At 67.8% G+C, this 24,553-nt stretch carries 17 protein-coding genes; 5 read left to right on the top strand and 12 right to left on the bottom strand.

Annotation, left to right across the window (positions count from 1 at the left end; genetic code table 11):
- Positions 1–76: 76 nt before the first annotated feature.
- The gene (gene rhaI, locus BS75_RS32380) at positions 77–1,243 is read right to left on the bottom strand and encodes an L-rhamnose isomerase (RefSeq protein ID WP_034090779.1); all 1,167 of its coding nucleotides are present in this window, start codon (positions 1,241–1,243) and stop codon (positions 77–79) included.
- A gap of 297 nt (positions 1,244–1,540) precedes the next feature.
- Here rhaI and BS75_RS32375 point away from each other — a divergent pair, with 297 nt between their 5' ends.
- Positions 1,541–2,602 carry a LacI family DNA-binding transcriptional regulator gene (locus BS75_RS32375; RefSeq protein ID WP_042439976.1) on the top strand — a complete coding sequence of 354 codons (1,062 nt, stop codon included), beginning with the start codon at positions 1,541–1,543 and terminating at the stop codon, positions 2,600–2,602.
- Between the two features lie 31 nt (positions 2,603–2,633).
- Here BS75_RS32375 and BS75_RS32370 read toward each other — a convergent pair whose 3' ends face one another.
- From BS75_RS32370 to BS75_RS32340, 7 genes are all read right to left on the bottom strand, one after another.
- Positions 2,634–3,911 carry an MGH1-like glycoside hydrolase domain-containing protein gene (locus tag BS75_RS32370; RefSeq protein WP_042439975.1) on the bottom strand — a complete coding sequence of 426 codons (1,278 nt, stop codon included), beginning with the start codon at positions 3,909–3,911 and terminating at the stop codon, positions 2,634–2,636.
- A 239-nt stretch (positions 3,912–4,150) separates the two neighbouring features.
- Positions 4,151–6,889: a polysaccharide lyase domain-containing protein gene (locus BS75_RS49585; RefSeq protein WP_034090778.1), complete on the bottom strand. Its 2,739-nt coding sequence runs from the start codon at positions 6,887–6,889 to the stop codon at positions 4,151–4,153.
- Positions 6,886–7,242, bottom strand: a complete 357-nt coding sequence (locus BS75_RS32360) for an L-rhamnose mutarotase (RefSeq protein ID WP_034090777.1) — start codon at positions 7,240–7,242, stop codon at positions 6,886–6,888. Before BS75_RS32360 ends, BS75_RS49585 begins: the two co-directional genes overlap by 4 nt.
- Positions 7,239–8,054 (bottom strand): carbohydrate ABC transporter permease, encoded by an 816-nt coding sequence (locus BS75_RS32355; RefSeq protein ID WP_034090776.1) that lies wholly within the window; start codon positions 8,052–8,054, stop codon positions 7,239–7,241. Before BS75_RS32355 ends, BS75_RS32360 begins: the two co-directional genes overlap by 4 nt.
- A gap of 9 nt (positions 8,055–8,063) precedes the next feature.
- Positions 8,064–9,029 carry a carbohydrate ABC transporter permease gene (locus BS75_RS32350; protein ID WP_034090775.1) on the bottom strand — a complete coding sequence of 322 codons (966 nt, stop codon included), beginning with the start codon at positions 9,027–9,029 and terminating at the stop codon, positions 8,064–8,066.
- Between the two features lie 56 nt (positions 9,030–9,085).
- Positions 9,086–10,321 (bottom strand): sugar ABC transporter substrate-binding protein, encoded by a 1,236-nt coding sequence (locus tag BS75_RS32345; RefSeq protein ID WP_042439974.1) that lies wholly within the window; start codon positions 10,319–10,321, stop codon positions 9,086–9,088.
- A gap of 170 nt (positions 10,322–10,491) precedes the next feature.
- Positions 10,492–11,523 (bottom strand): LacI family DNA-binding transcriptional regulator, encoded by a 1,032-nt coding sequence (locus BS75_RS32340; protein WP_034090774.1) that lies wholly within the window; start codon positions 11,521–11,523, stop codon positions 10,492–10,494.
- A 493-nt stretch (positions 11,524–12,016) separates the two neighbouring features.
- Here BS75_RS32340 and BS75_RS32335 point away from each other — a divergent pair, with 493 nt between their 5' ends.
- From BS75_RS32335 to BS75_RS32325, 3 genes are all read left to right on the top strand, one after another.
- Positions 12,017–12,565, top strand: coding sequence for a SigE family RNA polymerase sigma factor (locus BS75_RS32335; RefSeq protein ID WP_042439982.1), 549 nt, complete (start codon positions 12,017–12,019; stop codon positions 12,563–12,565).
- On the top strand, positions 12,558–13,469 hold the full coding sequence (locus BS75_RS32330) for a hypothetical protein (protein WP_034090773.1): 912 nt from the start codon (positions 12,558–12,560) through the stop codon (positions 13,467–13,469). The genes BS75_RS32335 and BS75_RS32330 overlap by 8 nt, the downstream gene beginning before the upstream one ends.
- A 138-nt stretch (positions 13,470–13,607) precedes the next feature.
- A complete protein-coding gene (locus tag BS75_RS32325) occupies positions 13,608–15,419 on the top strand; it encodes a cellulose binding domain-containing protein (protein ID WP_042439973.1) in 1,812 nt (603 codons plus the stop codon).
- Positions 15,420–15,652: 233 nt separating this feature from the next.
- Here BS75_RS32325 and BS75_RS32320 read toward each other — a convergent pair whose 3' ends face one another.
- Complete coding sequence (locus BS75_RS32320; protein WP_052069915.1) at positions 15,653–17,836, bottom strand: autotransporter-associated beta strand repeat-containing protein; 2,184 nt, start codon at positions 17,834–17,836, stop codon at positions 15,653–15,655.
- Between the two features lie 302 nt (positions 17,837–18,138).
- On the opposite strand from BS75_RS32320, the gene BS75_RS32315 reads away from it, so the two are divergent.
- On the top strand, positions 18,139–19,893 hold the full coding sequence (locus BS75_RS32315) for an IS1182 family transposase (RefSeq protein WP_034087946.1): 1,755 nt from the start codon (positions 18,139–18,141) through the stop codon (positions 19,891–19,893).
- Between the two features lie 412 nt (positions 19,894–20,305).
- On the opposite strand, the gene BS75_RS32310 is transcribed toward BS75_RS32315, so the two are convergent.
- From BS75_RS32310 to BS75_RS32300, 3 genes are all read right to left on the bottom strand, one after another.
- A complete protein-coding gene (locus tag BS75_RS32310) occupies positions 20,306–22,648 on the bottom strand; it encodes a GH39 family glycosyl hydrolase (RefSeq protein WP_034090772.1) in 2,343 nt (780 codons plus the stop codon).
- A 105-nt stretch (positions 22,649–22,753) separates the two neighbouring features.
- A complete protein-coding gene (locus BS75_RS32305; protein ID WP_034090771.1) occupies positions 22,754–23,575 on the bottom strand; it encodes a carbohydrate ABC transporter permease in 822 nt (273 codons plus the stop codon).
- Positions 23,572–24,498 carry a carbohydrate ABC transporter permease gene (locus tag BS75_RS32300; RefSeq protein WP_081982801.1) on the bottom strand — a complete coding sequence of 309 codons (927 nt, stop codon included), beginning with the start codon at positions 24,496–24,498 and terminating at the stop codon, positions 23,572–23,574. The genes BS75_RS32305 and BS75_RS32300 overlap by 4 nt, the downstream gene beginning before the upstream one ends.
- Positions 24,499–24,553 lie beyond the last annotated feature (55 nt).

Here is a 24,553-nt window from a genome sequence, read left to right as displayed (position 1 = left end):
TCAGGGTCCGGAGACAAGGTGGTGCGGGTCGCACCGCACCCTCAAGCGGCGCGACCCGCGGTCAGTGGGCTGGGAGCTACGCGCCCCAGCCCGCCTGGGTGCCACCGACTCGCTCGGTGGCAATGCGTTCCTGCCAGCCGGAGGCCCAGTAGGCGGCGAGCGGGTCCGGGTCCAAGCCCTGCTCCTCACGGACCTCGCGCAGCAGCGGCCGGACATCGGTGTTGTAGGCGTCCATCAGCACGGCGTTGGCGCCCAGCACGTCGCCGGACTGCTGGGCGGAGGACAGTGCGTCCAGGTCGACGAGCAGCGCCTTGGCGGTGGCCTCCTGGACGTTCATCACCGAGCGGATCACGGCAGGGATCTTTGCCTCGATGTTGTGGCACTGGTCGAGCATGAACACGACCCCGTTGTCCGGATCGAAGCCGCCGTTCTTGGCGACCTCGTGCAGGATCCGGAACAGCTGGAACGGGTCGGCGGAGCCGACCATCAGGTCGTCGTCGGCGTAGAAGCGGGAGTTGAAATCGAACGCGCCCAGCTTCTGCTCGCGCAGCAGGAACGCGACGATGAACTCGATGTTGGTGCCGGGTGCGTGGTGGCCGGTGTCGACCACGACCTTCGCCTTCGGGCCGAGCTTGAGGCAGTGGGCATAGGAGGTGCCCCAGTCCGGGACGTCGGTGGTGTAGAAGGCGGGCTCGAACAGCTTGTACTCCAGGATCAGCCGCTGCTCGTCGCCGAGCCGTGCGTAGACCTCGGCGAGCGCCTCGGACAGCCGGTCCTGGCGGGCGGTGATGTCGTCCTGGCCCGGGTAGTTGGTGCCGTCGGCGAACCACAGCTTCAGATCACGCGAGCCGGTGGCGTCCATGATGTCGACGCACTCCAGCAGGTGGTCCAGGGCCTTGCGGCGGATCTTCGGGTCCGGGTGGGCGACGGAGCCGAGCTTGTAGTCGTCGTCCTGGAAGGTGTTGGAGTTGATCGCCCCGAGTACCAGGCCCCGCTCCTTGGCGTGCTGTGCGAGGGCGGCGTAGTCCTCGACCTTGTCCCACGGGATGTGCAGCGACACCCGCGGCGCGACACCCGTTGCCGCGTGCACCTGTGCCGCGTCGTCCAGCTTCTCGAACGGATTGCGCGGCACGCCCTGCTGGGCGAACACCTTGAAGCGCGTACCCGAGTTCCCGTAGCCCCAGGAGGGGGTCTCGATCTCCTGGGCCTTCAGCCCGGCCTTCACCGCAGGCAGGTCAGTCATGGCAGAGTCCTCGCATCTGGGGCACCATCCGGGTGCGGCTGAATTGGAACGATTCAATCACGGGCACTGCGACACTAAGTCGAGGACTGCGACCCGTCAAGTGGTTGCCAACCTTCCATCCGATGCCCCGTCGACCGAGGGTCGGGAAGACCTCCGTGCTCCATGGAAAAACGATTCACCCACGATTGGCGCCCTGAGCCCCGGCTCGCGTCGACTGCTCGGCATGGCAGACTTCCTCGAGTATCCGGAGGTCATCCAGCTCGGCTGAGCGCCCCTCCTTGCCTGAGAGGAAACGACGTGGGACGCACGGTGGGCATCAAGGAGGTCGCCCGGCAGGCAGGGGTGTCCGTCGGCACCGTCTCCAACGTGATCAACCACCCGGATCTGGTCTCGGCCGACACCCGCGCGCGGATCCAGGCCGTCATCGCGCGACTGGGCTACGTCCGCAGCGAATCGGCCCGGCAGCTTCGGGCCGGGCGCAGCCGGGTGATGGCGCTTCTCGTCCTGGACATGGGCAACCCCTTCTTCGTGGATGTCGCCCGCGGCGCGGAGAAAGCGGCGCGCGAGGCCGGGTTGATCGTCATGATGTGCAACAGCGGCCAGGATGCGGCGGAGGAGGCCGCGTACCTGTCGCACTTCGCCCAGCAGCAGGTACTCGGGGTGCTGCTGTCCCCGGTCGGCGGCGCCGAATCCGACGTCGGCATGCTGCGGCGCAGCGGCATTCCGGTCGTCCTGGTGGACCGCGGCGCCGGGGCCGAGAACGCCTGCTCGGTGTCCGTGGACGACGTACTGGGCGGTGCCCTGGCCGCACGCCACCTCATCGAGACCGGACACACCGAGCTGGTGTTCGTCGGCGGACCGAAGGCGCTGCACCAGGTACGCAGCCGGCTCAGCGGGGCACGACAGGCGCTCGCCGAAGCCGGCCTGCCCCCGGAGGCCCTGACCGTGATCGAGACCGGCCGACCGGACATCGCCGCAGGCCGCGACGCCGGGCAACGACTGCTCGGGCTCTCCCCGCGGCCGACGGCCGTGTTCTGCGCCAACGACCTGCTGGCAATCGGCATGCTTCAGTCCCTGTTCGCGGCCGGAATCCGAATCCCGGAGGACGTGGCCCTCATCGGCTACGACGACATCGAATTCGCCGGCGCCGCCGCCGTACCGATCACCTCGGTGCGCCAGCCCGCCTTCCAGATCGGCCTCACCTCGGCCGAGCTGCTGATCGCGGAGTCCTTCGCCGAGGAGGGACAGCACCAGCACCGGCAGGTTGTCTACCAGCCCGAACTCGTGGTCCGGGCCTCCACCTTGACCCCCGGTACCGGCCCGCCCCGACTCCGCCCCACGACCCGTTCGGCCACCTGACCGCCCGAGCGGGCTTGACCGGCTCCGGGCCTCAGAACTCGGCCACCATGCCTCGGCCGTCCAGGAAGGCGATCATGTTGAGGACCAGGAAGTTCCAGTTCTGGAAGTTCCTGGTCATGATCGGCTCCCCGTTGTCCGGGTGGTAGAACTCGTGGAGGCAGCCGTTGGCCTCCAGGTCGCGCCCGAACAGCAGGACCGTCTTCTCCGCCAGCTCCCGGGCGTCGTCCACGAAGCCGTACCTGAGCAGGCCGCGGAAGACCATGTAGTTGCTGATCCCCCAGATCGGGCCGAGCCAGTTGGAGGGGTTGTTCGAGGCCCGCAGGTCGTACATCTTCTCCAGCCTGGACAGGGTGCGGACCCCGTAGTTCGCGGCGAAGGTGCGCCGATCGCGCAGCCGCTCGACCATCCGCTCCGCCTGCTCCTGCGACGCGAGCCCGGCCCACATCGGCAGGAAACTCGACCAGCTGTCGACCCGCAGCAGCAACGACGACCAGGCCCGCGGAGCCCCGCTGTGCAGCCAGTCGTCGCCGTCGATCGGGCCCAGCGCGAGGTCGGCGCTGTAGAAGGTGCCGTCGCGCTCGTCCCAGCAGTGCCGGTTGACCGCGTCCGCGAGATCCTCTGCCCGACGCCGCCAGCGAACCGAGTCCGCCAACTCGCCCAGTTCCTCCAACAGGTACCCGTACGCCAGCAGTTCGCGGTAGAGCAGGCTGTTGAGGTAGATCGCGGCCGTGCTCTTCGCCGGCCGGTAGTACACCGACGGGTCGTTGTCGACACCGATCGCGAAGTCCGTCTGCCAGTAGGCGAGCCCGGTCCCCTGGTGAAGGTGGCGGGTCAGGTAACCGGTGAGGAACGCCTCCAGCTTGGGCAGGTGGGGCCGGAGCCATTCGGCGTCCCCGCGCCGCCGCGCCAGGATGGCCGCGTGCTGCGCGATCACCGGCTTGTGGGTGTTCTGGTGGCGCGCATACGCATCGTCGTCGCCGTCCGCGAAGTCGCCGTGCCGCAGAGGCCCCTCGGGGGTGATCTGGATCGGCATGACCCCGTCGGCGGTCGTGTGGTCGAGGAAGTTGAGGATGCATCCCTCCTCGTACCGCGCGAACCGCCCCGGCTCACCGCTCTGCGCCTCGACCTGCCCCAGGAAACCGCTGACCCACCAGGAGTCCCAGTCCCAGAGATGATCGCTGTAGTAGGGCGAGTCGGGGCTGCTGGGGACCAGGTACGGATGCTTGAGGATGCCCTCGGGTTCGCGGGTCATCTGCTCGCTGCTGGCGACTATGTGGTCGTTCAGAAGCGAGGCGTAGCGGTCGATCATCGTTTTCCTTCGATAGGCAGACTGACGGATCGTTGGCCCTGCGGACGGGGTCGGCAGGGCCAACGATCGGTCAACTGGTCGCCCGCGGCGTGACGTCGTCGTCCAACGCCCGGGCTGTGCCGCTGTTCTTGTACATGTGGACCGTCGCGCTGGTACTGCTCGCGCCGGTGGTGGGATCGAGGCGAGCGCGCCCGCCGCGGGCGCGATCGCCTCGACCCCGATCATCCGTCCGCCGTCGGTCAGTTGGGCTGAACTGTGTCGACGAAGGCTGTGTGATCGCCGGAAACGGTGCCGCAGATCTTTATCAGATGCGTTCCGGCGGTGAGCGAGGCGGTGCCCGAGGTGTATGACGTCCAGCTCGTGGATGAGGGGGTCACGGTGCCGAGGGATACGGAGTCGAGGAACACCTGCAGGGTCTGGCCGCCGAGGCTGCCTGCCCTGGCAGCGACCTGCATCGTGACGCTGTGGGCGCCGGCGGTCCATCCGCTCACCGCGCGTTGGATGCATCCTCCGGTGTTCTGCAGGAATGCCGCTTGCGTGCCTTGCGGAGCGTTCGCGGCCCCGAACGCACTGCCGTTGTGCTCGATGCCCGCGTTGCCACCGAATGTCCAGGCCGATCCACTGATGACCGGCCCGTACGAGTAGGTGGTCAGCGACGGCGACTCGAACCCCGGGTCGGCGATGATCGGGGTGTTCTGACGGACATTGTCGATGAACGCGGTGTGGTCGCCCAGCACGGTTCCGCAGAATGACAGTGTCTCGGTGCTGGCCGTCGCGGTCGCGGACCCGGTGGCCACGTCGGCGAAGGTCGTCGACGACGGGGTGATGCTACCGAGGGAAGCGCCCCCCAGGGTGGCCGCGATCGACTGGCCGCCCTCGGTACCGGATCTCTGCGCCGCACTCACAGTGAATGAGTAGCTGCTTCCGACGGTGAGGCCGGACACGCTCTGCGTCATGCAGGAGCCGGCGACCGCGCCCTGGACGAAGGCGACCTGCGTGCCGTCAGGAGCCATGTTGCCGAAGGCGCTGCCGGCGGAGCTGATCCCGGTCTGGTTGCCGAAGGTCCACGGTGAGCCGGTGGCGGAGTAGCTGTAGCTGGAGTGGTGCAGCGTCGGCAGCTCGAACGAGGTGTCGCCCAGGGCGCTCGCCTGAGTGTAGGCGATCGAGGGGTCGAAGCTCGTCAGGTCATCAGTGTTGTTCGCCGCGGCGCCTGCACCCACCTCGAACCGGATCTTGTCGCCGGCCGCGACGCTCACGGCGTCCAGGGAGACCGGGGACTCCGCCGAGGTCGTCACGGTGGACGCCGCTACCAGCGGGTTCTGGTTCAGCTGCACGCCAACGGTGGTGCCGTCCCCACCGGCCTGCACGGCCAGGGCGTCCGCCCGGATCGAGACGGTCCCGGTGGCCGGCGCCGTCCAGGTGCGGGCCACGAGGCAGGTGGCGCAGGCCGCGGGCAACTGGTCGAACTGGGAGACGGCCGGGGAGGCGGCCCCGGTGTCCCACTGGTCCAGGGTGGCGTCCCAGCTGAGCGGCGACCAGGTGGAGCCGCTGTCCGCACTGTACTCGTAGGACCAGTTGCCCGATCCCTGGGTGGAGGAGAACGAGGCCGCCGCGTTGGTCTCGCTGTTCACGTCCTGGTTCTGGGTGGCGGTGACCCCCGAGCCGGAGGCGCTGCCGCCGGTCGCGAGCAGGCCGCCGCTGGGCTCGTCGAAGAGGTTCCCCTGCACCGTGGCGGTCTGCGTGAAGCCGCTGCCGTTGATGTCCACCGAGCCGGTGTAGTTGGCGGTCGCAGTCCCGTTGTCCGCGAAGAGGTTGGACTGGATCACCTGGCCGTTGTCCTGGTCGTCCGCGCCGTGGATCGCCAGCAGCTCGATCCCGGGCCCGGCGTTCCCCGCGATGTAGTCGTGGTCGATCTGGTCGTCGGTGTTGTGCTTCTCGAAGTCGATGGCGGTCTGGTCGGTGCTGCCCGTGGCCGGGGTGTTGGTCAGCGTGTCGTTGACGAAGCGCACGTTGTGGGTGCGCTGCAGGATGACGGCGGCGGTGCCGGTGGAGGTGGCGCAGGAGGCTTCGTTGTTCAGGGAGGAATCGATGATCAGCACGTTCTCGCTGTCGTTGATCCGCAGTGAGTCGGGGCACGAGCCCGAGCCGGGGCCGTCGTCGCCGGAGAGGTTCAGTCCCCGCATGACCACGTTGCGGATGAGCGTGAAGTCGTCCTGGCCGTCGGACGTCAGGGCGGTGCCGTTGTACGTCCAGCTGAGCCCGTTGGCGGTGGAGGCGATGCCGTTGCACATCTCCAGGGAGACCGAGTCGACGTTCCTCGTGCCGGTGATGTCAGTGAAGTTGACGCCGTCCAGCGCGTAGTCGCTGGAGGAGAACGCGGGAAGGTCACCGGTGATGCCGATGCCGGTGGGAACGAACATGCGGTTCGTCGACAGGCACTGGGAATTGGCTTTGGAGAAGGCCCACCCGGTGTTGTCGTGGACGGAGATGTTGCTGAAGTTCAGTCCGGCGTGCCCGAGCGTCGTCAGGTAGACCCGCAGGCCGATGCCCGCGTCGCCCAGTTCGAGATTGCTGTAGTCGAAGTAGGAGGGGTCCTCGGCGTCGATCGCCATCTCCGAGGCGCTGCCGTCGCGCAGGATCTTCGGCCGGGCGCCAGTTCCGTAGGAGGAGAGCACCGCGTGGTCCGCGGCGGATCCCGCACCGTGCAGGGTGAGCTGCTGGTCCCAGGTGTCACCGCTCGCCAGGAGCAGCTCGTCGCCCGGCCCGAAGGTGAGGGCGTTCGCCGGGGTGAAGGTGCACCAGGGAACCGTGATGGTCCCCGGCCCGGAGTCACTGCAGCCGGAGCCCGTCGCGTTGTTGACGTAGTAGGTGGTTCCCTCCGCCTGGGCGGGAGCGGCCGCCACCAGCGAGACGGCGGCCGCCGCGAGGAACGCGGTGAGCCCCGCGGCTGCCCGCTTGACGAACGTCGTTGTTCTCATGGACCCCTTCTTTCTTCAAGTGCCAGTAGTTGTGTGTCGAGGTTGAAGATCTCGTCCAGCAGGTGGAAGCCTTCGTCGGGGCGGCGTCCGTCGAGTCCCTCGAAGTAGCGGCCCATCTCGGCCTGCCAGCGGGCGTTCACCTCGGTTCCGGCCATGGCCGCCTGGGCGGCGGCCAGGTCGTGGGCTTCGACGTAGCCGACCAGCAGCCCGTCGGCGTTGGCGAAGAGCGAGTAGTTGTGCCAGCCGCTGGCGGCCAGCGCGGCGAGCATCTCCGGCCACACCTGCCGGTGCCACGCCCGGTACTCGTCGAGCAGTTCGGGTCTGACCCGCGCCAGGAAGCAGTAGCGGTTCACTTGACGGCGCCGTCGAGCTGTCCGACCGCGATGAACCGCTGCGCGAAAGCGAGCAGCACGATGGCCGGCAGCGCGGACAGCACGCCGGTGGCCATGACCGGCCCCCATGCCTGGACGTTGTCGCCGAGGTAGTCGTAGATGCCGAGGGTGACCGGGCGCAGGCTGCTGCCGGTCGTCAGCGTCAGCGCGAACAGGAAGTCGCTCCAGCTGAACAGGAAGCTGAACAGGGCGGCGGTGATGACCGCGTTGCGGCTGATCGGGAGCACGATCGACACGAATGTCCGCACGAAGCCGGCGCCGTCCACCCGGGCCGCCTCGATGATCTCCCCGGGTAGCGAGGCCATGAAGGCCCGCATGATCAGGATCGCGAAGGGCAGCGCGGTCGACGTGTCGGCCAGTACCAGACCGACCCGGGTGTCGAGCAGGCCGACCTGGTTGAACACCGGGTACAGCGAGTTCGCGATCACGATGCCCGGGATCATCTGGGTGACCACCAGCGCGAACAGGATGACGCTGCGGCCCCGGATCGCGGTCTTCGCCAGCACGTAGGCCGCCGGTGCCGCGATCACCAACGACAGCACCACCGTGCCGCAGGAGATGACCAGGCTGGTGAGGATGTTGCCGCCCTGCTGGCTCAGCGCCAGCCGGTAGGCGGCGAGCGTCGGATGCAGCGGCAGCAGTGTGCTACCGGCTCCGGAACTCCCGGACTGCAGCGATGCGTTGAGCATCCAGTAGACCGGGAACAGCATGACCGCCAGCAGGCACAGGCCGATCACCGTGAACGCAGCCTGGCGCCTCTTCGTCAGTCCCATCACAACGTCCTATTCATCCGAGGCGCGCCGGTTGACGCGGAGGTACAGGCAGGCGAACAGCAGCGAGACGACCATCAGGACGTTGCTCACCGCGGCGCCCTGGCCGAACGAGAACTGCACGAACGAGTCCTGGTACGCGGTCGTCGCCAGCGTCTGGGTCGAGTTGGCCGGACCGCCGCCGGTCAGCCCGAGGATGATGTCGACGACCTTGAGCGTGTAGATCACGCCCAGCACCAGGACGACGGTCACCACCGGGCGCAGGGCCGGCCAGGTGATGTGCCGGAACGCCTTCCAACCGACAGCGCCGTCGATCGCCGCGGCCTCGTACTGCTCCGCCGGGATGCCCTGCAGGCCGCTGTAGAACAGCGCGACGTTGAAGGGGATGCCGATCCAGACGTTCACGATGATCACCGAGTACAGAGCGAAACTCGGGCTGCTCAGCCACGGCACCGACGAGTGCACCAGATGCAGGTGCATCAGCACACTGTTGAGCACCCCGCTGTCCTGGTCCAGGATCCACCGCCACACCGCCGTGCCCGCGATCAACGGGAGCAGCCACGGCAGCAGCAGCAGCGAGCGCATCAGCCCGCTCAAAGGGAACCGGCGGCGGAAGAACAGCGCCACGGCCAGGCCGATGCTGAACTGGCCCACGATGGAACCCACCGTGAACACGGCGGTGTTCAGGAAGGTCGTGCCCGCCAGCGGGCCGGTGAAGAACGTGCGGTAGTTCGCCCAGCCCACCCACGGCGAGCTGCCGGTGAAGAACGTGGCCGTGGTGTAGTCCTGCGACCCCATCAGCACGTTCTTCACGATCGGATAGCCGAAGAACAGCGCGATGTAGACCAGGGCCGGCAGCAGGAACAGCCAGGTGACGGCCCGGTCCTGCCGCGGGCCGCGACCGCGGGTGCGGGGAGGGGTGCCCGGCACGGCGGCCTGCGCACCGGAGGGCGGTGAATGGCGGTCCAAGGTCTTCATGCCAGCGCCCGCCAACTGTCGGAAATCATGCTCGTGGTACCCCTCGCCGTATCGGGTTACTGGCCCTGTGCCTGCTTGAGCGCGGCTGCCGGCGAGGCCTCGCCGGTCAACGCCTGCTGCTCGGCGGTGTAGATGGCGGTCGCCGCCTTGTCCCAGCCGGTGCCCAGTTCACCGGTGCGCGACCGGGCGGTCTGCGCGACCGTGACGTACGGCGCCATCAGCGGGTTGTCCTTGGCGAACTGCTCGGCGACCGAGGTCTTCGCGGGCACGTAGGCGACGGTCTTGGCGATGGTCACCTGGTTGGCATCGCTGTTGATGCAGGCGACGATCTTGCCCGCGGCCGCCATCTTCGCCGAGTCACCGGTCTGCGGGACGGTGTAGGTCTCGCCGCCCAGCGGCGAGACGACTTTCTGCCCGGCCGTCGGCGTGGGCAGCGGCACGCTCGCCCAGTGCAGACCCTTGACCTGCTGCAGCTGCGCGATGTTCCAGGGCCCGTTCTCCATCATCGCCGCCTTGCCGGCCGCGAACTGGCTCTCCACGTCGTTCTGGGTCCACAGGTCGACGCTCTTGGACGCCGAGCCGTCCTTGACCAGGCTGGTGAGGAGTTGCAGGGCAGCGGCGGTCTGCGGGGTGTCGATGTTCTTCTCGTCGCCGCCGCTGGTCCACATCCACGGCATGAACTGCCAGGTGCCCTCGTAGGTGTTCACGCCGCTGAACGCGAAACCGTACCGGCCCGACTTCGTCAACGCCTTGGCGTCGCTCTGCAACTCGGCCCAGGTCGTCGGCGGCGTCAGGCCGGCGGCCTTGAACATGTCGGTGTTGTAGAACAGCGCCAGGGAGTTGACCGCCGGCGCCAGTCCGTACAGCTTGCCCTGGTAGCTGCCGGCCGCGATGATCCCCGGGACGTACCCGGCACCGGTGATCCCGTAGTCCGACAGCGGCGACAGCGCCCCGGTAGCCGCGATCTGAGCGACGTCCGGGTTGTCCAGCATCAGCACGTCCGGCATCGTCCTGGACGACGCCTGCTGCAGCACCTTCGGTATCAGGGCAGCACCCGCGATGTGGGAGATCGTCACCGTGTCGCCGAGCTGCTTGGCGCACGCGTTGTAGATGCTGTCGTACTCGGCCGCAGCCGGCTGGGTGTAGTAGTCCTCGACGGTCAGGTGCAGACCCGTCGACGCCGAACTCGTGTGACCGCTGCTGCTACCGCAGCCGGCCAGCGTCAGCGCGAGCGCCGTGCACGCCGCTGCCGCGACGCCTACCTGCGTGGACCGTACTCTCTGTCGATTCATGGCTTTCCTTTCATTGAGCGCCGCTCGCATGATGGGCGCCGATTGTAGGCACGACGTATGTGTCGATACGCATCGTCGATACGCATCGATTGATGGGTCTGTTCTGCTGCGGTGCTGGTCGCAGGTTGTTGGGGGCGGCTTCGTCGGCGGATGGATGGTGCCGACGCCGGTCAGCCGATTGGGACGTTCACCACTGTCTGGCGCCGAGTCAGCCGAGGCGGAATCAGGTCCATGACCGGCGGAGCCGGTATCCCCGTGGGCTCCAGTAGCGCGAGCAGGGTCTGCATCGCCCGCTGTGAGAGGTCGAGCGGTTCGAACGCCAGATTCGTGATCTGCGGGTCCGACTCCGTGGCGTCCGCATCGGTGCAGAGGCCGATCAGGGAGATGTCGCGCCCCGCCACCACTCCGCGGGCCGCGAGCAGCCGCAGAATCGACTGCTGCGCCTGCATGTTCGGGACGATGAGACCGAGCGGGCCCGGTCCCGGCAGCCCGATCAGCCGGTCGATCACCGAGGCAAGGGCCACCCGGCCCCGCTCGGCCGGCGTCGAGACCTCGACCGGCAGCGACCGCTGGTGGGCGGCCTCCAGCGCTGCGTCCAGAAACCGGTCGATGAAGCTCAGCCTGCGATCGAGCATCTCAGCGGGGTGCTCGATGATGGCGATGCGCTGGTGACCCGTCGCCGCAAGCTCCTCGACCGCCATGCGGCCGGCGGCCGCGAAGTCGAGGTCCACGCAGTGCAACCCCTGCGGATCCTCCGGCACCCCGAGCATCACCACCGGCACCGGCAGCGCCGCCGCCACCGGCACGCGCTCGTCGCGGGTCTGCACGTTCATCACGAGGATCGCGTCGCACAAAGACCGGCCGGCCACTCGCTGGAGCCCGGCCGAACCTTCGTTCCCCGCCAGCAGCAGCACGTCGTAGTCACGGGAGCGCGCGATGCTGGAGATCGTCTCGATGAACGGCACCAGCGCCGCAGTGTCCACCACGGCTTCGAATGGCAGATCCAGAGCGATCACCCGCGTGCGCTGGCTGGCCAGCGCCCGTGCGCCCGCATTCGGCTGGTAGGTCAGCTCCTCGATCGCGTCGAGAACCCGCCGCCTCGTCTCCTCCGAGATCGGACGGTTGCCGGTCAGAACATACGAGACAGTGCTCTGGGAAACGCCGGCGAGCCGGGCAACGTCCTTGCTCGTGTATGCCGCCATCGCCGACCCTCCTCTCGCATGCTGTCGATACGCATCGTCGATACGTATCCCGGAAACATTGGCGAAACCGTACTGCCGCGTGGCGCAAACCACAAGACCTCTCGCGCAATGCCGTTCAGCTGGTTTGATCATGCGATCGGGCTCTCTGTGCCGGTCGGGTAGATTCCGGTGCCATGCTGCGCCTTCGAGTCCTGGGTTCGCTGGGTGCCGAGATCAGCGGATCGCCGATCGACCTCGGCCCCCGCGGCAGCGCGCCGTCCTGGCGATGCTGATCGCGGCCCGGGGCCGAGTGGTACCAGTCGACCGGATGACCGAGCAGCTCGCCCGGGGCAGGGGGCGGCTGTGCGTGGATCGACATGCCGGCCAGTGTGCGCACACCACTGGTAGGCGACTTGGAACCACTTGGAAACGGCTTGGAACGTGCCGCGGAGCCGACGCAGGCAGCGGTCCGCCGGGACGGCATGAAGGATCGGCTTGCTAAGGTCCCATGCCCATGGCAGTGACTACGCTCGGCGCGAAGGACGAAGCTGCACGCCAGGCGTTCGGCGCGTTCTTCAGCGCCCACCACCGCGGTCTCGGCCGGCTGGCCTACCTGCTGTCCGGGGACCAGGATGCGGCCGAGGACATCACGGCAGAAGCCTTCGCCGAAGCCTGGCGTTGCTGGAAGCAGGTGACACAGGCGGATTCGCCGGTTGCCTATGTCCGTCGGATCGTGGTGAACCTCGCCGCGAACCGGATACGGGGCCTGACGCGGGAACGGAACAGCCGGCGCCTGCTCGGGGCCGCCTGGTCGGACCGGTCGAACGGTCCGGACGTGGCCGCCGTGACGGACGTGCGCGCGGCCCTGATGAAACTGCCGGCCAGGAAACGCGCCTGCGTGGTCCTGCGTCACTACTACGGGTTGAGCGAGCAGGATACGGCGCAGACCCTGGGAATATCGGTCGGCACGGTCAAGAGCCAGACCTCGCGGGGGGTGGCCGAACTCGCCGCGCTGCTGGACACGGGAACGGAAGGGAAGAGGAGGCGAGGTAGCCGTGGGTGACGAACGACAGCCCTGGTTGAGCGAGTTGCTGGACGCTGCGGCCACCGAGTACACGCCTGACACTGAGCGGATCCGGGCACTGACGGCGGCCCGGATCGCCGAACAGCGGGACGAGAAGCAGCCCGCCACGGCGTCCGCGCGCCGCTCGCGCCGCAGGGCCCGTCGTCTGGGCAGGCTCGGTCTGCTGGGCCGCCTCGGCCTGGCCGGCCTCCCGGCGGGCGTGGCCCTGGCGACGATCGGCACCACCGCCGCCGCACTCGCTGTCGGTGCGACTGCCACGATCGCTGTCACCACCCGGCATGACGGCCACCGGCCAGTGACCGTCTCCGCGCCGGGCGCTACCCCCGGCGGCTCCGCACCGGGGCAGGCCGTTACCAGCGCCCCGAGCACCACGCCCGCAGCCACTGGCGCCCACGGCTCCCTGCCCGCAGCCACCGGCAGCTCTACGCATCCGGCCGCCTCGAGCAGCAGCAGTGCCTCCGCCCCCTCGTCTCCACAGGCATCGGATCCCGCGACGTCCGCCCTCGTCGACGCCGCCGCCTCGATCGACTCCGGCAGCAATGCGAACTGGGCGCAGCTGGACCTCAACGTGGCCGTCAAGCAGCCGCTCACCTCGCTCGACGTCACGGTCAAGGTCTCGAACTGCACCGGCCTGGCCGGGACGGGTTCCTGGGATTCGGGCGCGACCGGCCAATTCACCGAGATCACGACCACGGGCTCGGACGGCTCGATCACCTACGAGTTCCAGCTCAACCCAGGGCACGTGGTCTCCCCCGGCACCCTGACGTTCGCCGTCCAGTTCAACCACGCGAGCACCGGCTGGATCCCGGCGGACGACACCTACTACGCCTCCGCCCGTACCGCGACGTCCACCAGTGCCGGCTCTGCCCACGGCGCCTACTGACCGACCAGGAAAGCAGCCGGCAACCTTTTCGCCGCCCCGACCGACAGTGAAGATGCGCAGTGCGACGACTCCCCCTTTCCCCTTCCGTCGCACTACGCAGCCCAACTGACTCACTGTCGGACGGATGGCTCAGCACTCATGCACCGCAGATCCCGGCGCCGCTTCCTCGTGGCCACCACCGCACCCGCTGTTCTGGCATTGACCGTCGGCGGATTTCTCCTCGCCCAGGGCGCGAAGGCGAGCAGTACCATCGCGGTCGAAGTAAACGCGGCCAGCAGCCTCGGCACGGTCCCGAGCACCGCGAACGGCATCAACACGGGGGTCTTCGACGGCCAACTGAACGACAGCGCGACCACCTCGGCACTCAAGAGCGCGGGAGTCGACGCGCTGCGCTACCCCGGCGGTTCCACCTCGGATGCCTACAACTGGCAGACGAACTCCGTGGTCTCCGGCCAGGGCTACGCGAATCCGAGCAACGACTTCGACGACTTCATGGGCATCGCCGACAAGGTCGGCGCGAGTCCGGTCATCACCGTGAACTACGGCTCCGGCACCGCCGCGGAGGCTGCCGCCTGGGTCAAGTACGCGGACGTCACCAAGAACTACGGCGTGAAGTACTGGGAGCTGGGCAACGAGGTGTACGGCGACGGCACCTACGGCTCCAGCTGGGAGTACAACACCAAGTCCAAGGGTGCGACGGCCTACGCGGACAACATCGAGGACTACATCACCCGGATGAAGGCGGCGGACTCCTCGATCAAGGTCGGCGCGGTGCTGACCACGGACGGCGACTGGCCGGACGGGCTCGTGGCCGGCTCCTACGGCGACACGGCCGACTGGAACGAGACGGTCCTGAAGACCGACGGCAGCAAGCTTGACTTCGTGATCCTGCACGACTACCCCGATTCGACGACCGAGGCCGGGATGCTCGCGCAGTACCAGAACATCGCGACGATCATCAAGAAGACACGATCGGAGATCGACGAGTACGCGGGCAGCAACGCCGCGAACATCAAGATCATGGTCACCGAGACGAACTCGGGATACGAGGTCGACTCGGTCCCCGCCGCCCTCTACGCTGCGGACACCTACATGACGTTCCTTCAGAACGGCGTCGCCAACATCGACTGGTGGGACCTGCACAACGGCGCCGGGACGATCAGCACCGACGCCGACGGCACGACCGACTACGGCGACTCGGCCATACTCTCCAGCGGCAACTGCACGGGATCGACCTGCGAACCGGCGAAGGACACGGCCTTCCCGATGTACTACGGCATCCAAGCAGTCGGCGACTTCGCACCGGCCGGCGCCGACATGATCGCGACCACAAGCTCGAACAGCGCCGTGACCGCGTACGCCACCAGGCGCACGGACGGCGGCCTGAACGTGATGCTGGTCAACCACAGCGCCACGACCAGCGAACCCGTAAGCCTGGCCTACAACGGATTCTCGCCCTCCGGTGTCACCTCGGCCGAGCAGTTCAGCCCGAGCACGAAAAAGCTGACCAGCGTGACCGGCACCAACACCCGCGCCCTGACACTCCCCGCATACTCCATCACCGTCCTCAAGTTGTCCGGCTCCACCCCTGCTTCCGGCTCCCCCAGCGCCTCGGCGTCCCCGTCCCCTTCCACCGCCTCCTGCAAAGTCACCACGACCAAGACGTACGACTGGGGCAACGGCTACACGGAGAACGTGACGATCAGGAACACGGGCAGCGCTGCCGTCAGCGCCTGGAAGCTCGCCTTCGCGTTTCCCGGCAACGAGAAGATCACCTACGGCTGGAGCGCCACGTACCACCAGAGCGGCAAAGCGGTCATCGCCCACCCCGTGAGCTATGACGGCACCATTACCGCAGGCACATCCGTGACCATCGGATACACCGCCTCATACACGGGCACTGACACCGCGCCCACCTGGTACACCCTCAACGGCGTCCACTGCGGCTGAGCCGACCATGCTCGCAGTTGAGGCAGGCGCGGACGTCTGCGCAGCTGACGAGATGACCGCGTCGAGGGTACCGGGGCCCTGGAGGCTCTCGACGCGGTCGAGTTCGATGTCGCCGGTAGCGCAAGGTCCGGACATCCGGCTCTGTGGGCGGCGCGGGCCGAGAGCCGGGGTAGCTCCCTGGGCACGGAGGCCATGACCTGGGTCCGAGTGTTGAGTGCGCGCTACGGATGCGATCACCTGCGACGGTGGCTGCCCACTGCGGCGGGGCGCCGGCGAGCGCGGAGGTACCAGAATCCGGCGAGCAGCGCTGCGATGGCTGCGGCGATTGCCAGCAGGGGCGGCCAGATGCCCGAACCCTTGCTTGATCGCGCCGCAGCAGCAACCGTAGATGTCGGGTCGTCGCCGTGCGGTGCCGCCTTCGTGGACGACGTGCCGGTGACGGTGGTCAGCACGACGTCGTGGCCGGTGCCTCCCTTGTAGCTGATCTGGAAGACAGCTCCGCCGACGGTCACCTTCGCCCCCTGGGCGAGTCCGGAGAACGTGCCACGGGTGCTCGCACTGGAACCGGTCTGGTGGATGAGTGTGAGCTGCCGACCGGCGGTCACCTGCCCGGCGGTCTTGACCGCGAGGCTCCCCGCCAGGTTCAGCGGGCCGTTCACCGTGAGCGCAGCAGCGCCGGCGCGCAGTGTGAGCATCAGAGTGCTGCCCGCTGCCTCGGTCAATCCCCCGGTGGTCATCGCACCGCCGTCCAGGGCCAGGGTGCCCCGGGAGATCCGCCACGGGCCGCCCGTCGTGCCTATTCCGGTGAGGGTCAGTGTGCCGTTCCCGGACTTGACCAGTGCGCCGGCGCCGGTGAAAGTCCCGTGGTAGGTGGTGGAGGCGGCCGTCCCGACGGTGAGCGTATGCGTGCCGAGGGCGACGGTTCCGGCGCTGCCGGTAAGGGCCCTGATGGCTTGGTCTGCGGCGGCTATGTCGAAGGTGCCGCCGGTCAGTGTCAGGCCGCTGCTGGAGTCGATCCCGGCGGATCCCGCGCCGAGCGCCAGCGTGCCGGAGGTGACCGTCGTCGCCCCCGTGTAGCTCGTCCTACCGGTCAGGGTCGTGGTCGCGGTGCCCGCCTGTTCGAGCGATCCGGAGCCGGTGATGTTCGACAGTGCCAGCGCCGCCGCCGTGTTGCGGGCGACCAACCCGCCATCGTCCACGACCGCGTCCGACGAGGCCCCGGTCAGCAGAGTACTGTCCCCGCCTACGGATCCCGTGCCCAACAGCAGTCTCGCTCCGGAGCCGATCGTGGTGGTGCCGTGGTAGTTCTGCGGCGTGGCGAAGGTGACCGCGTTTCCCCGTGTCGGATTCAGCGTGACGTCGGCGTAGGCGGGCGTGCTCAGCGAGGCGTGGTACACACCCCCTGATATTGGAGTGTCGAGCGTGACCGGGCCGTCGTAGTCGAACGCCAGGGAACCGTTGTTGTGGATGTTGATGTACGAGTCGGCCGGGACCGCGGGCAGGAAGAACCGACCCGTGGTCCCGTCGCCCCACTGGACGTTGGCGCCCTCGATATTGATGCCCCGGAAGTTGATCGTGTGCGGGACCTGGCGGGTGTTCAGGCCGGGGTCGCTGAGCGTCGGAGCGGAGTTCGGCCCGCTGTCGGAATAGCTGTAGACGCCGGTCATCACGATCTTTCCGGCCTGCCAGGTGTGGTAGTCGACGTCAGTGCCGTAGTTCTGCTCGTAGATGTCCTGCGGGATGGTGAGCGTGTAGTTGCGGGCATAGAAGATGGCGGAGCCGTCGTTGAGAATGGCGCGGGCATTGGGCAGCGCCACCCGGTACGAGGCGTCGCCGAAGTCCGTTCCGGTGCCGAGGCCGATGACCCCGCTGAACGGCTGGGTGCCCGCCAGATCCAGCGTGTCCCATGCGGTGCGCGGCTGCCAGATCAGTCCTGAGCCCGAGATCGTGCCCAGGTTGAGGCCGGGGCCGTTGAGGTCGAGCACCAGGGTGCCGTCGACCCGAATGTTGTCCTGGTTGAGGGTGAGGTTGATGTTCGGCCAGGAATAGGGGTAGTGCCCGATGATCCCGGTGGCACCACCGTTGCCGTACTGGAGCGTCGCGCCGCGCTCGACGATCACCGTTGGCGCGTCCGGATCGGCGACGATCGGGTAGGGCCAGTTGCCGCCGCTCGTGGACACGCTCTGGTGCCGGCGCCCGGCGGGCAGCGTGAAGTCGCTGTTCCCGGTCAGCACCAGCGTGCCCGATCCGGCGACCGTCACCGTGCCCTGGCCCGAGAACACTCCGTTGTACGTCGTCGTCCCTGACGGCAGGTTGACGATCGAGTCACCGGTCAGCGCGATGTTCTGCCCGGCCAGCACCTGGCTGGTGATGTCGCCGGCACCGTCCGCCTGCGCCGAAGCAGTCGGCAGGACCAAGGCTCCCGCAAACATCACGACCGCAGCCAATCGGCCCAGTACCTTCCCACAGAACACGATTGCGCCCTTTCCTGGTGATTCAACACGCCTGCCGTTGCCACCTGCCGCCGACGGTCGCCCCGATTGGTCGGTGACAGCTCGGCGCCTGCGGCCATCTGCGGGCGCTCGAAGACGAGGAAACACATTCAAGCAGCAGGATGTTTCATGACTCTGCTGCGCAATTCGCTGCATGAGCATGATGGTTGAGGGGATGATCGCTTCTGCGGCCACTGTCCTGTCGTGGGGTCGCAGGGGGTGGTGCGATGTCGTTGCAGGTTAGGGGCTTGCCGGAGATTCCGGCGGATACGGTCCGGGTGGCACGGTCGGCGTTTCCGCAGGGGTCGCTGGCGATGAGCGTGCGGGACAGGCTTGGTGAGGTCTTCGCGGACGAGCCGTTCGCGGGTGCGTTCGGGGTCCGGGGTGCCCCGGGGCTGTCGCCGGCCTTGTTGTCGCTGGTCACGGTGTTGCAGTTCGCCGAGGACCTGACGGATCGGCAGGCGGCGGCGATGGCGGTTCGCGCGATCGACTGGAAGTACGCGATGGGGATGGAGCTGGGCGCGACCGGCTTCGATGACAGTGTGCTGGCCCGGTTCCGGGCGCGGCTGGTCGAGCACGGGATGGAGCGTGTGGTCTTCGACCGGCTGCTGGACTGGTGCCGCGGGCAGGGCCTGGTCGGGGCCGGGGGCAAGCAGCGCACGGACTCCACGCACGTGATCAGCGCGGTGCGTGACCTGAACCGCCTCGAGCTGGCTGGGGAATCGGTGCGCGCGGCGCTGGAAGCGCTGGCGGTGGTCGCTCCGGCCTGGCTGGCCCAGGCAGTGAACGTGCCCGAGCTCGCGCTGCGCTACGGCGAGCGGGTGAACGGTTGGAAGATACCTTCCTCCCAGGTCAAGCGGGAACGGCTGGCCACGGTGTTCGGGCAGGACGCCGTCGCCCTGCTGCGGGCGGTGTGGGCACCGACAGCCCCTCCGGTGCTGCGGACCCTGGAGCCCGTTGCGCTGCTGCGGCGGATCACGGTGCAAACGTACCTGGTTGCCACCGACACCCGGGGACGGGAGGTGATCCGCAAGCGGGAGGCCGACAGTGACGGCGTCCCGCCCGGCCATACGCGCCTCGCCTCTCCGTACGACCCGGACGCGCGCTGGGCGGCGAAAGGCGGGGACCTGTTCTGGTGCGGATACAAGATCCATCTGACAGAGAGCTGCGATGCTCCTCCCGAAGCCGAAGCCGAAGCCGAAGCCGAAGCCGAAGCCGAAGCCGGTGGTGAGCCGTCGCCCGGGCGTCTGCCGGTGCGGCTGATCACGGATGTGTACACCACCGACGCGACCGTGCCGGACGTGAACGCCACCGCGCCGGTCCAGGAGAACCTGGCGACGCGGGGCCTGGCACCGGGCGAGCACTACCTTGACGCCGGATACCCTTCCGCCGCGCTGGTCCGGGCCGCCTCCGAGCAGGGCATCACCATGGTCACCCCGCTCCGGCCCGACACCTCGCCCCAGGCCAGGGCCGACACCGGCTACGCCAAGGACGCCTTCCGCATCGACTGGAAGGCCCGCCAGGTCCGCTGCCCCGAAGGCAGGACAAGCAGCGGCTGGTACCCGGTCCGGCAGCACGGCCACGACGCGATCGTCGTCGACTTCGCCCGCAGCGACTGCCGGCCCTGCCCCGCACGCGAGCAGTGCACCGCCTCGCGACGCGGCACCCGCATGCTCACGCTCCAGCCCCGCGAGCTCCACCAGGCACTGACCGCCGCCCGCACCGAGCAGAAGACCGATACCTGGCAAGCCAAGTACGCCCTGCGCGCCGGGATCGAGGGCACCATCAACCAGGCCCTGGACGTCACCGGAATCCGCCGGGCCCGTTACCGCGGCCTGCCCAAGGTCCGTCTCCAGCACGCCTTCTCCGCCGCCGCACTCAACGTCATCCGCCTCGACGCCCACTGGAGCACCGAAGGAACCCCACCTGCACTGTCACGCGCCAGCAGACTCACCCACCTCAGCTACCGACTCACCGCATAACCGAATAGCGCAGCAGAGTCTTTCATGGCCGCAAAGCGATGTGCCCCCGAGACTGCTTCAGCACAATCGGTACCGGACAGTGGTCACGCGGTCCTGGAGGCCCGGTACGGCCAAGGAACCGCTTCTCCATGTGTGGGGCCTTCCTCACCGCTCACAGTGGCGAATGAAGTGCGTTCGGGAAATTCGAGCGCTGAGCTTGATACCGGTGAGTGAACAGATGAATCGGGGGCCGTAGCGCGCGTCGCACCGGAGTGAGCTGGACGCGCGGCCTCACTCTCGGTGCAGGGTTGACGGAGGGTCAGCGTTAGTTCTCGGCATACGGGTCAGCGGGCGAGCAGGGTCCGAGCAAGCGCATCCTCCTCGCCCACTGACGATGGGCCTTCCCGACCGGGTCGGGAAGGCCCACGGCGGTTCAGCTGCCGGGTTGCAGCGTGAAGTCGTCGCCCCACGCCTGGGCCGTGCCGCTGTTCTTGTACATGTAGACCGTCGCGCTGGTACTGCTCGCACCGGTCGTGAAGGTGATCCACACGGGAGTCCACTGGGTGGAGCTGACCGGCACCGCGGTCTCGGTGCCGCCATAGCCCTTGACGCCCAGGTAGACCGGGTCACCGGTCGCGCCCGACCTCAGATAGCCGCCGAAGGTGTACGTGGTGTCGGGCGAGAGCCCGGTTGCCGTGTACTGCACGCCGTTGCCGGCGCCGGTGACCGTCACAGCGTCGGTGCCGCTGTGGACCACGCTGGACTCGACCGAGGCCTTGCCCTCGACCGTCCACGGGCTGGTGCTGCCGCTCTCGAAGCCGGCGTTCGGCAGTCCCATGTCATAGGCCGCGAGCTGCTGGAGTTGGAACCGGTAGACGGTCGAGCCGCTCTCCTCGATGGCGCCACCCAGTGTCGTCGCGGTCACCTTGATGTACCGGTAGGAGGCCGGGGACACCGCAAAGGACTGCGGGCCGTCGACAGTGGCGCCACCGTTGTAGTCGGATGCCGAGTACAGCGTCGTCCAAGTGCTGTCATCCGTGGAGCCGGCGATCGTGAACGCCGTCGGGAAGCCGCCACCGTTCGAGTCCTGCGCATCCCGTGGCCACAGCACCACGGTATCGATGGTCTTCGCCGATCCCAGGTCCACCTGCGCCCACTCGGTGGCGGCAGTCGTCGAATGGGCCGCCGAGGTCCAACCCTCGACCGGGGAGCCGTTGTTGGCCGACTCGAAGGAGTGGTCCTGCCCGTCGGTCAGGTTGGCCGCCGCCCACCCCGTGCCGGTGTAGGTCGAGCTGTACGTCACGGGTGCGCCGTAGGCCAGATCGTCGTACAGCGGTGCGGCGGTGGTGGTCACCACACCCGTTGAGGAGGTGGTCGGCTTGAGGATCAGCTCCGAGACCGAGTTGGCCGGCAGGTCGATGGTGCCCGAGTACGACGAGGCGGCCGACTGAACCGTGTCGGAGACTACCGGCGCGTTCTCGTTGGGTGACGGCGTGTCGGCGTTCGCCCCATCCGTGTAGTCGTTGTAGTAGTTCCCGTCGGTCGAGTCCACCAGGGTCTGGGTGACGCTGAAGTTGCTGCTGGTGTACGGCAGATCTGTCAGCGAGACCGAGGTGGAGGTGTCGGTGGCGGTGTTGTTCCACAGCAGCACCGTGGTCTCATCGCTACTCGTGTTCTTGGATGCCACGCCGTAGACGTCCGTCTCCCCGGCGTTGGTCCCGGAAACCGTGGACGACAGCTCGCTCGGCGCGAGTTGGGAGTACATCCAGAACACGTTGCCGACTGCCTTGCGATGGCCGTTCTCGGTGACCATGCCCAGGTCGCCGTTGAAGGTGTCGGCGGGGGTGTACCCGTCGACCGGCGAGAACCAGAAGACCTTGCTCGCGTCGGAACCGAGCGCGGTGTAGAGCCGGGCAGCGGCGTACGACGCTCCGCCGTCGCTGGAGTTGGTGTCACTGCCCGAGCCTGCGCCCGCCGTCATCGACGTGGGGTCGTTCCACTCGGTGACGTAGACGGGGATGCCGCTGCGGCCGATACCGGTCAGATCGGCCTGGGCCGTGGCCGCGCTGGAGAAATTGGTGGCGAAGTAGCTGTGGTAGGAGAAGAAGTCGAGCGGGACCGAGGGGTTCGCCTGCAGGTAGGACAGGAAGGCAGTGGTCCAGGAGTCGGACAGGTTGTATACCGCAGGGCCGCCCACCTCCGCCGTCGGGTCAGCCGCCTTGACCGCCGAGGCCGCGGCCGCGTACATGGCATCGTACTGGGCCTGTGTGCCGCTGAACGAGTTGTCCGGCTCGTTCCAGATCTCCCAGTCCCAGCCGGTGTAGCCGAGAGCGGCATAGTGCGATACCAGGGCCGATACCGCCGCGCCCCAGGCTGTGTCCGAGGTCGGCGGCCCGCTGTTGTCCGAGCCGAGGGCCGCGGGCATGAAGGACAGCGACATGAACGGGGTGATGCCGCTCTTCACCATCGGCAGGATCTGCTTGTCGAGGTCGGTGAAGTCGTAGGTGATGTTGCCTGACGAGTCCTTGTTGACCAGGTGGTAGAACGTGTCGTCGAAGATGTGGTCGACGCGGACGGACTGCAGGCCGATGCTGGAGAGCTGGCCGGTCTCCTGCGGGAACCAGTGCAGGTTCTGCATGGTCAGGTAGCCGCCCTCGGAGCCGTTGAGCAGCAGGGAGGAGCTGATGGTGGTGCCTGTGGTGGTGGCGTAGTCGGCGCTGAACGAGGCCGTGCTCCCGGCCGCCCGGGCGGGGGCTGGGGTGAGTGCGACCGCCATCGCGGCTATGAGGGCCAGGACAGCCGCGAGTACGCGGGGGGAGCGCGAGCCGGGTGGGACTCGCAGGGGCATTTCCAACGGAACCATCTCCCTTGATGGGTCTGACTAACCTTTGACTCCGCCGGCCATGACGCCGGCGAGGATGCGGCGCTGTCCGATCACGAAGACCAGGACCAGCGGCAGGCTCACCACGACGACGTCGGCGAACACGTAGTTCCAGTTCGTCGAGTGGGAGTTGGAGCTGACGACCGAGAACAGGCCGAGTGGCAGGGTCTGCTTGGAGGCACCGTTGAGCAGGAAGAACGCGTAGAAGAAGTCGTTCCACACGTACACCCACAGCACGACCCCGGCGGCGAACAGCACCGGTCTCAGCAGCGGGAAGATGATCTGCCAGAAGATCCGCAACCGGGACGCCCCGTCGATCTCGGCGGCCTCTTCGAGCTCGCGCGGGATGGTGCGCACGAATCCGGTGATCAGGAAGACGGCCAGCGACAGGTAGACGCCGGAGTACAGTCCGACCAGCGACATCCGCGACCCCTGGATGCCCAGCTGCGCGTCGAGGTACACCGAGGTGATCACGGGCGCGGGGATCAGGATGCCGACGATGCTGACGTAGAACAGCGCGCGCACGGTCCGGGATTCGCTGCGGGCGAAGATCCATGCCGCCATGGAGCCGACGACCAGCACCAGCGCCACGGCGGAGCCGGTGACCGCGATGCTGTTGAGCAGGCCGGTGCCGGCCGCGCCCTGGGTGAGCACGGTGCGGAAGTTCGCGATCAGGGCCCAATGGTGCGGCAGGCCGAAGCCGGGATTCTGCGCCTCCTCGAAGGGCTTGGCCGCGTTGACCAGGATCATCCACATCGGCAGGCCGATGAGCACGGCCGCGGCAGCGGACACCAGCGTGTATTTGACTGTTCTGGCGATCACAGGTTCTCCTCGCGGCGCCGCAGCACGATCAGGGCCGGGAAGGCCACCACGCAGACCAGCACCAGCAGCAGCAGGCCCATCGCGATCGAGAGGCCGTAGAAGCCCTGCGCGTACTCCTGCTGGATGAAGGCGTTCAGGACCTGTGTGGAGATGCCGGGACCGCCCTGCGTCATGGCGAAGACGATGTCGAAGGTGTTGAAGGCCCCGATCAAGGTGGCGACGACGTTGAAGGTCACGGCCGGGGCGAGGAGCGGGAGCTTGACCCGCCGGACCATCTGGCCCCAGGTGGCGCCTTCCACATACGCCGCCTCTATCAGTTCTCCGGGGATCGCGTTCAGGCCGGCGATGTAGACCAGCATGTTGATTCCCATGAACTTCCAGGCGTTCACCAGCGCGACCACGATGATCGTCCAGGTGGGGCTGCCCAGCCAGGAGAAGTGGATGCCGAGCAGGCTGTTGAGCGGACCGTTGTCGGCCAGGATCGCCTTGAACACGTACCCGGCCGCCAGTGGCGAGATCAGCACGGGCAGGAAGAAGACCGAGCGGAAGAAGCCGTTGGCCCTGGAGGTCTTCTCCAGAGCCAGGGCGAGCGCCAGCCCGGCGAGGTTCTGGGCCACCATGACCACTGCCGCGTACTCCACGGTCACGCGCAGGTCATTGGTCAGCGCCCCCTGCTGCAGCAGTTCGCGGAAGTTAGTCAGGCCGGTGAACCTGATCGCATCGCTGTAGGTCGACCAGTTGGTGAAGGCCAGGGCGAAATCGAGCAGGTTGGGCACGATGTAGAAGACGGTGATGACGGCCAGGGCCGGCAGCAGGAAGCCGCTGGTGCCCAGACGCTGCCGCCAGGCGTGAGACCGCGGCGGACTGGTCGTCGATCGGGACCGGGAGACCGCAGTCGGTCTCGGGGTGGTGTGTACGGACATCGATGTCCTCCTTTCGCGCGGCCATGGAACACGGCCCCGACGTCGGCGGGGAAGG

Origin of the sequence: Streptacidiphilus albus JL83, assembly GCF_000744705.1 — a bacterium.
Taxonomy (GTDB): Bacteria; Actinomycetota; Actinomycetes; order Streptomycetales; family Streptomycetaceae; genus Streptacidiphilus; species Streptacidiphilus albus.
The sequence above is the reverse complement of the archived record's forward strand: the minus strand, read 5'-3'. Positions and strand labels throughout refer to the sequence as shown.

Excerpts from the sequence above, each read along its gene's own strand:
- BS75_RS32300 (WP_081982801.1), bottom strand. The coding sequence starts at position 24,498 with ATGTCCGTACACACCACCCCGAGACCGACTGCGGTCTCCCGGTCCCGA.
- BS75_RS32315 (WP_034087946.1), top strand. The coding sequence starts at position 18,139 with ATGTCGTTGCAGGTTAGGGGCTTGCCGGAGATTCCGGCGGATACGGTC.
- BS75_RS32345 (WP_042439974.1), bottom strand. The coding sequence starts at position 10,321 with ATGAATCGACAGAGAGTACGGTCCACGCAGGTAGGCGTCGCGGCAGCG.
- rhaI (WP_034090779.1), bottom strand. The coding sequence starts at position 1,243 with ATGACTGACCTGCCTGCGGTGAAGGCCGGGCTGAAGGCCCAGGAGATC.
- BS75_RS32335 (WP_042439982.1), top strand. The coding sequence starts at position 12,017 with ATGGCAGTGACTACGCTCGGCGCGAAGGACGAAGCTGCACGCCAGGCG.
- BS75_RS32325 (WP_042439973.1), top strand. The coding sequence starts at position 13,608 with ATGCACCGCAGATCCCGGCGCCGCTTCCTCGTGGCCACCACCGCACCC.
- BS75_RS32370 (WP_042439975.1), bottom strand. The coding sequence starts at position 3,911 with ATGATCGACCGCTACGCCTCGCTTCTGAACGACCACATAGTCGCCAGC.
- BS75_RS32340 (WP_034090774.1), bottom strand. The coding sequence starts at position 11,523 with ATGGCGGCATACACGAGCAAGGACGTTGCCCGGCTCGCCGGCGTTTCC.
- BS75_RS32310 (WP_034090772.1), bottom strand. The coding sequence starts at position 22,648 with ATGGCGGTCGCACTCACCCCAGCCCCCGCCCGGGCGGCCGGGAGCACG.
- BS75_RS49585 (WP_034090778.1), bottom strand. The coding sequence starts at position 6,889 with ATGAGAACAACGACGTTCGTCAAGCGGGCAGCCGCGGGGCTCACCGCG.
- BS75_RS32355 (WP_034090776.1), bottom strand. The coding sequence starts at position 8,054 with ATGGGACTGACGAAGAGGCGCCAGGCTGCGTTCACGGTGATCGGCCTG.
- BS75_RS32350 (WP_034090775.1), bottom strand. The coding sequence starts at position 9,029 with ATGAAGACCTTGGACCGCCATTCACCGCCCTCCGGTGCGCAGGCCGCC.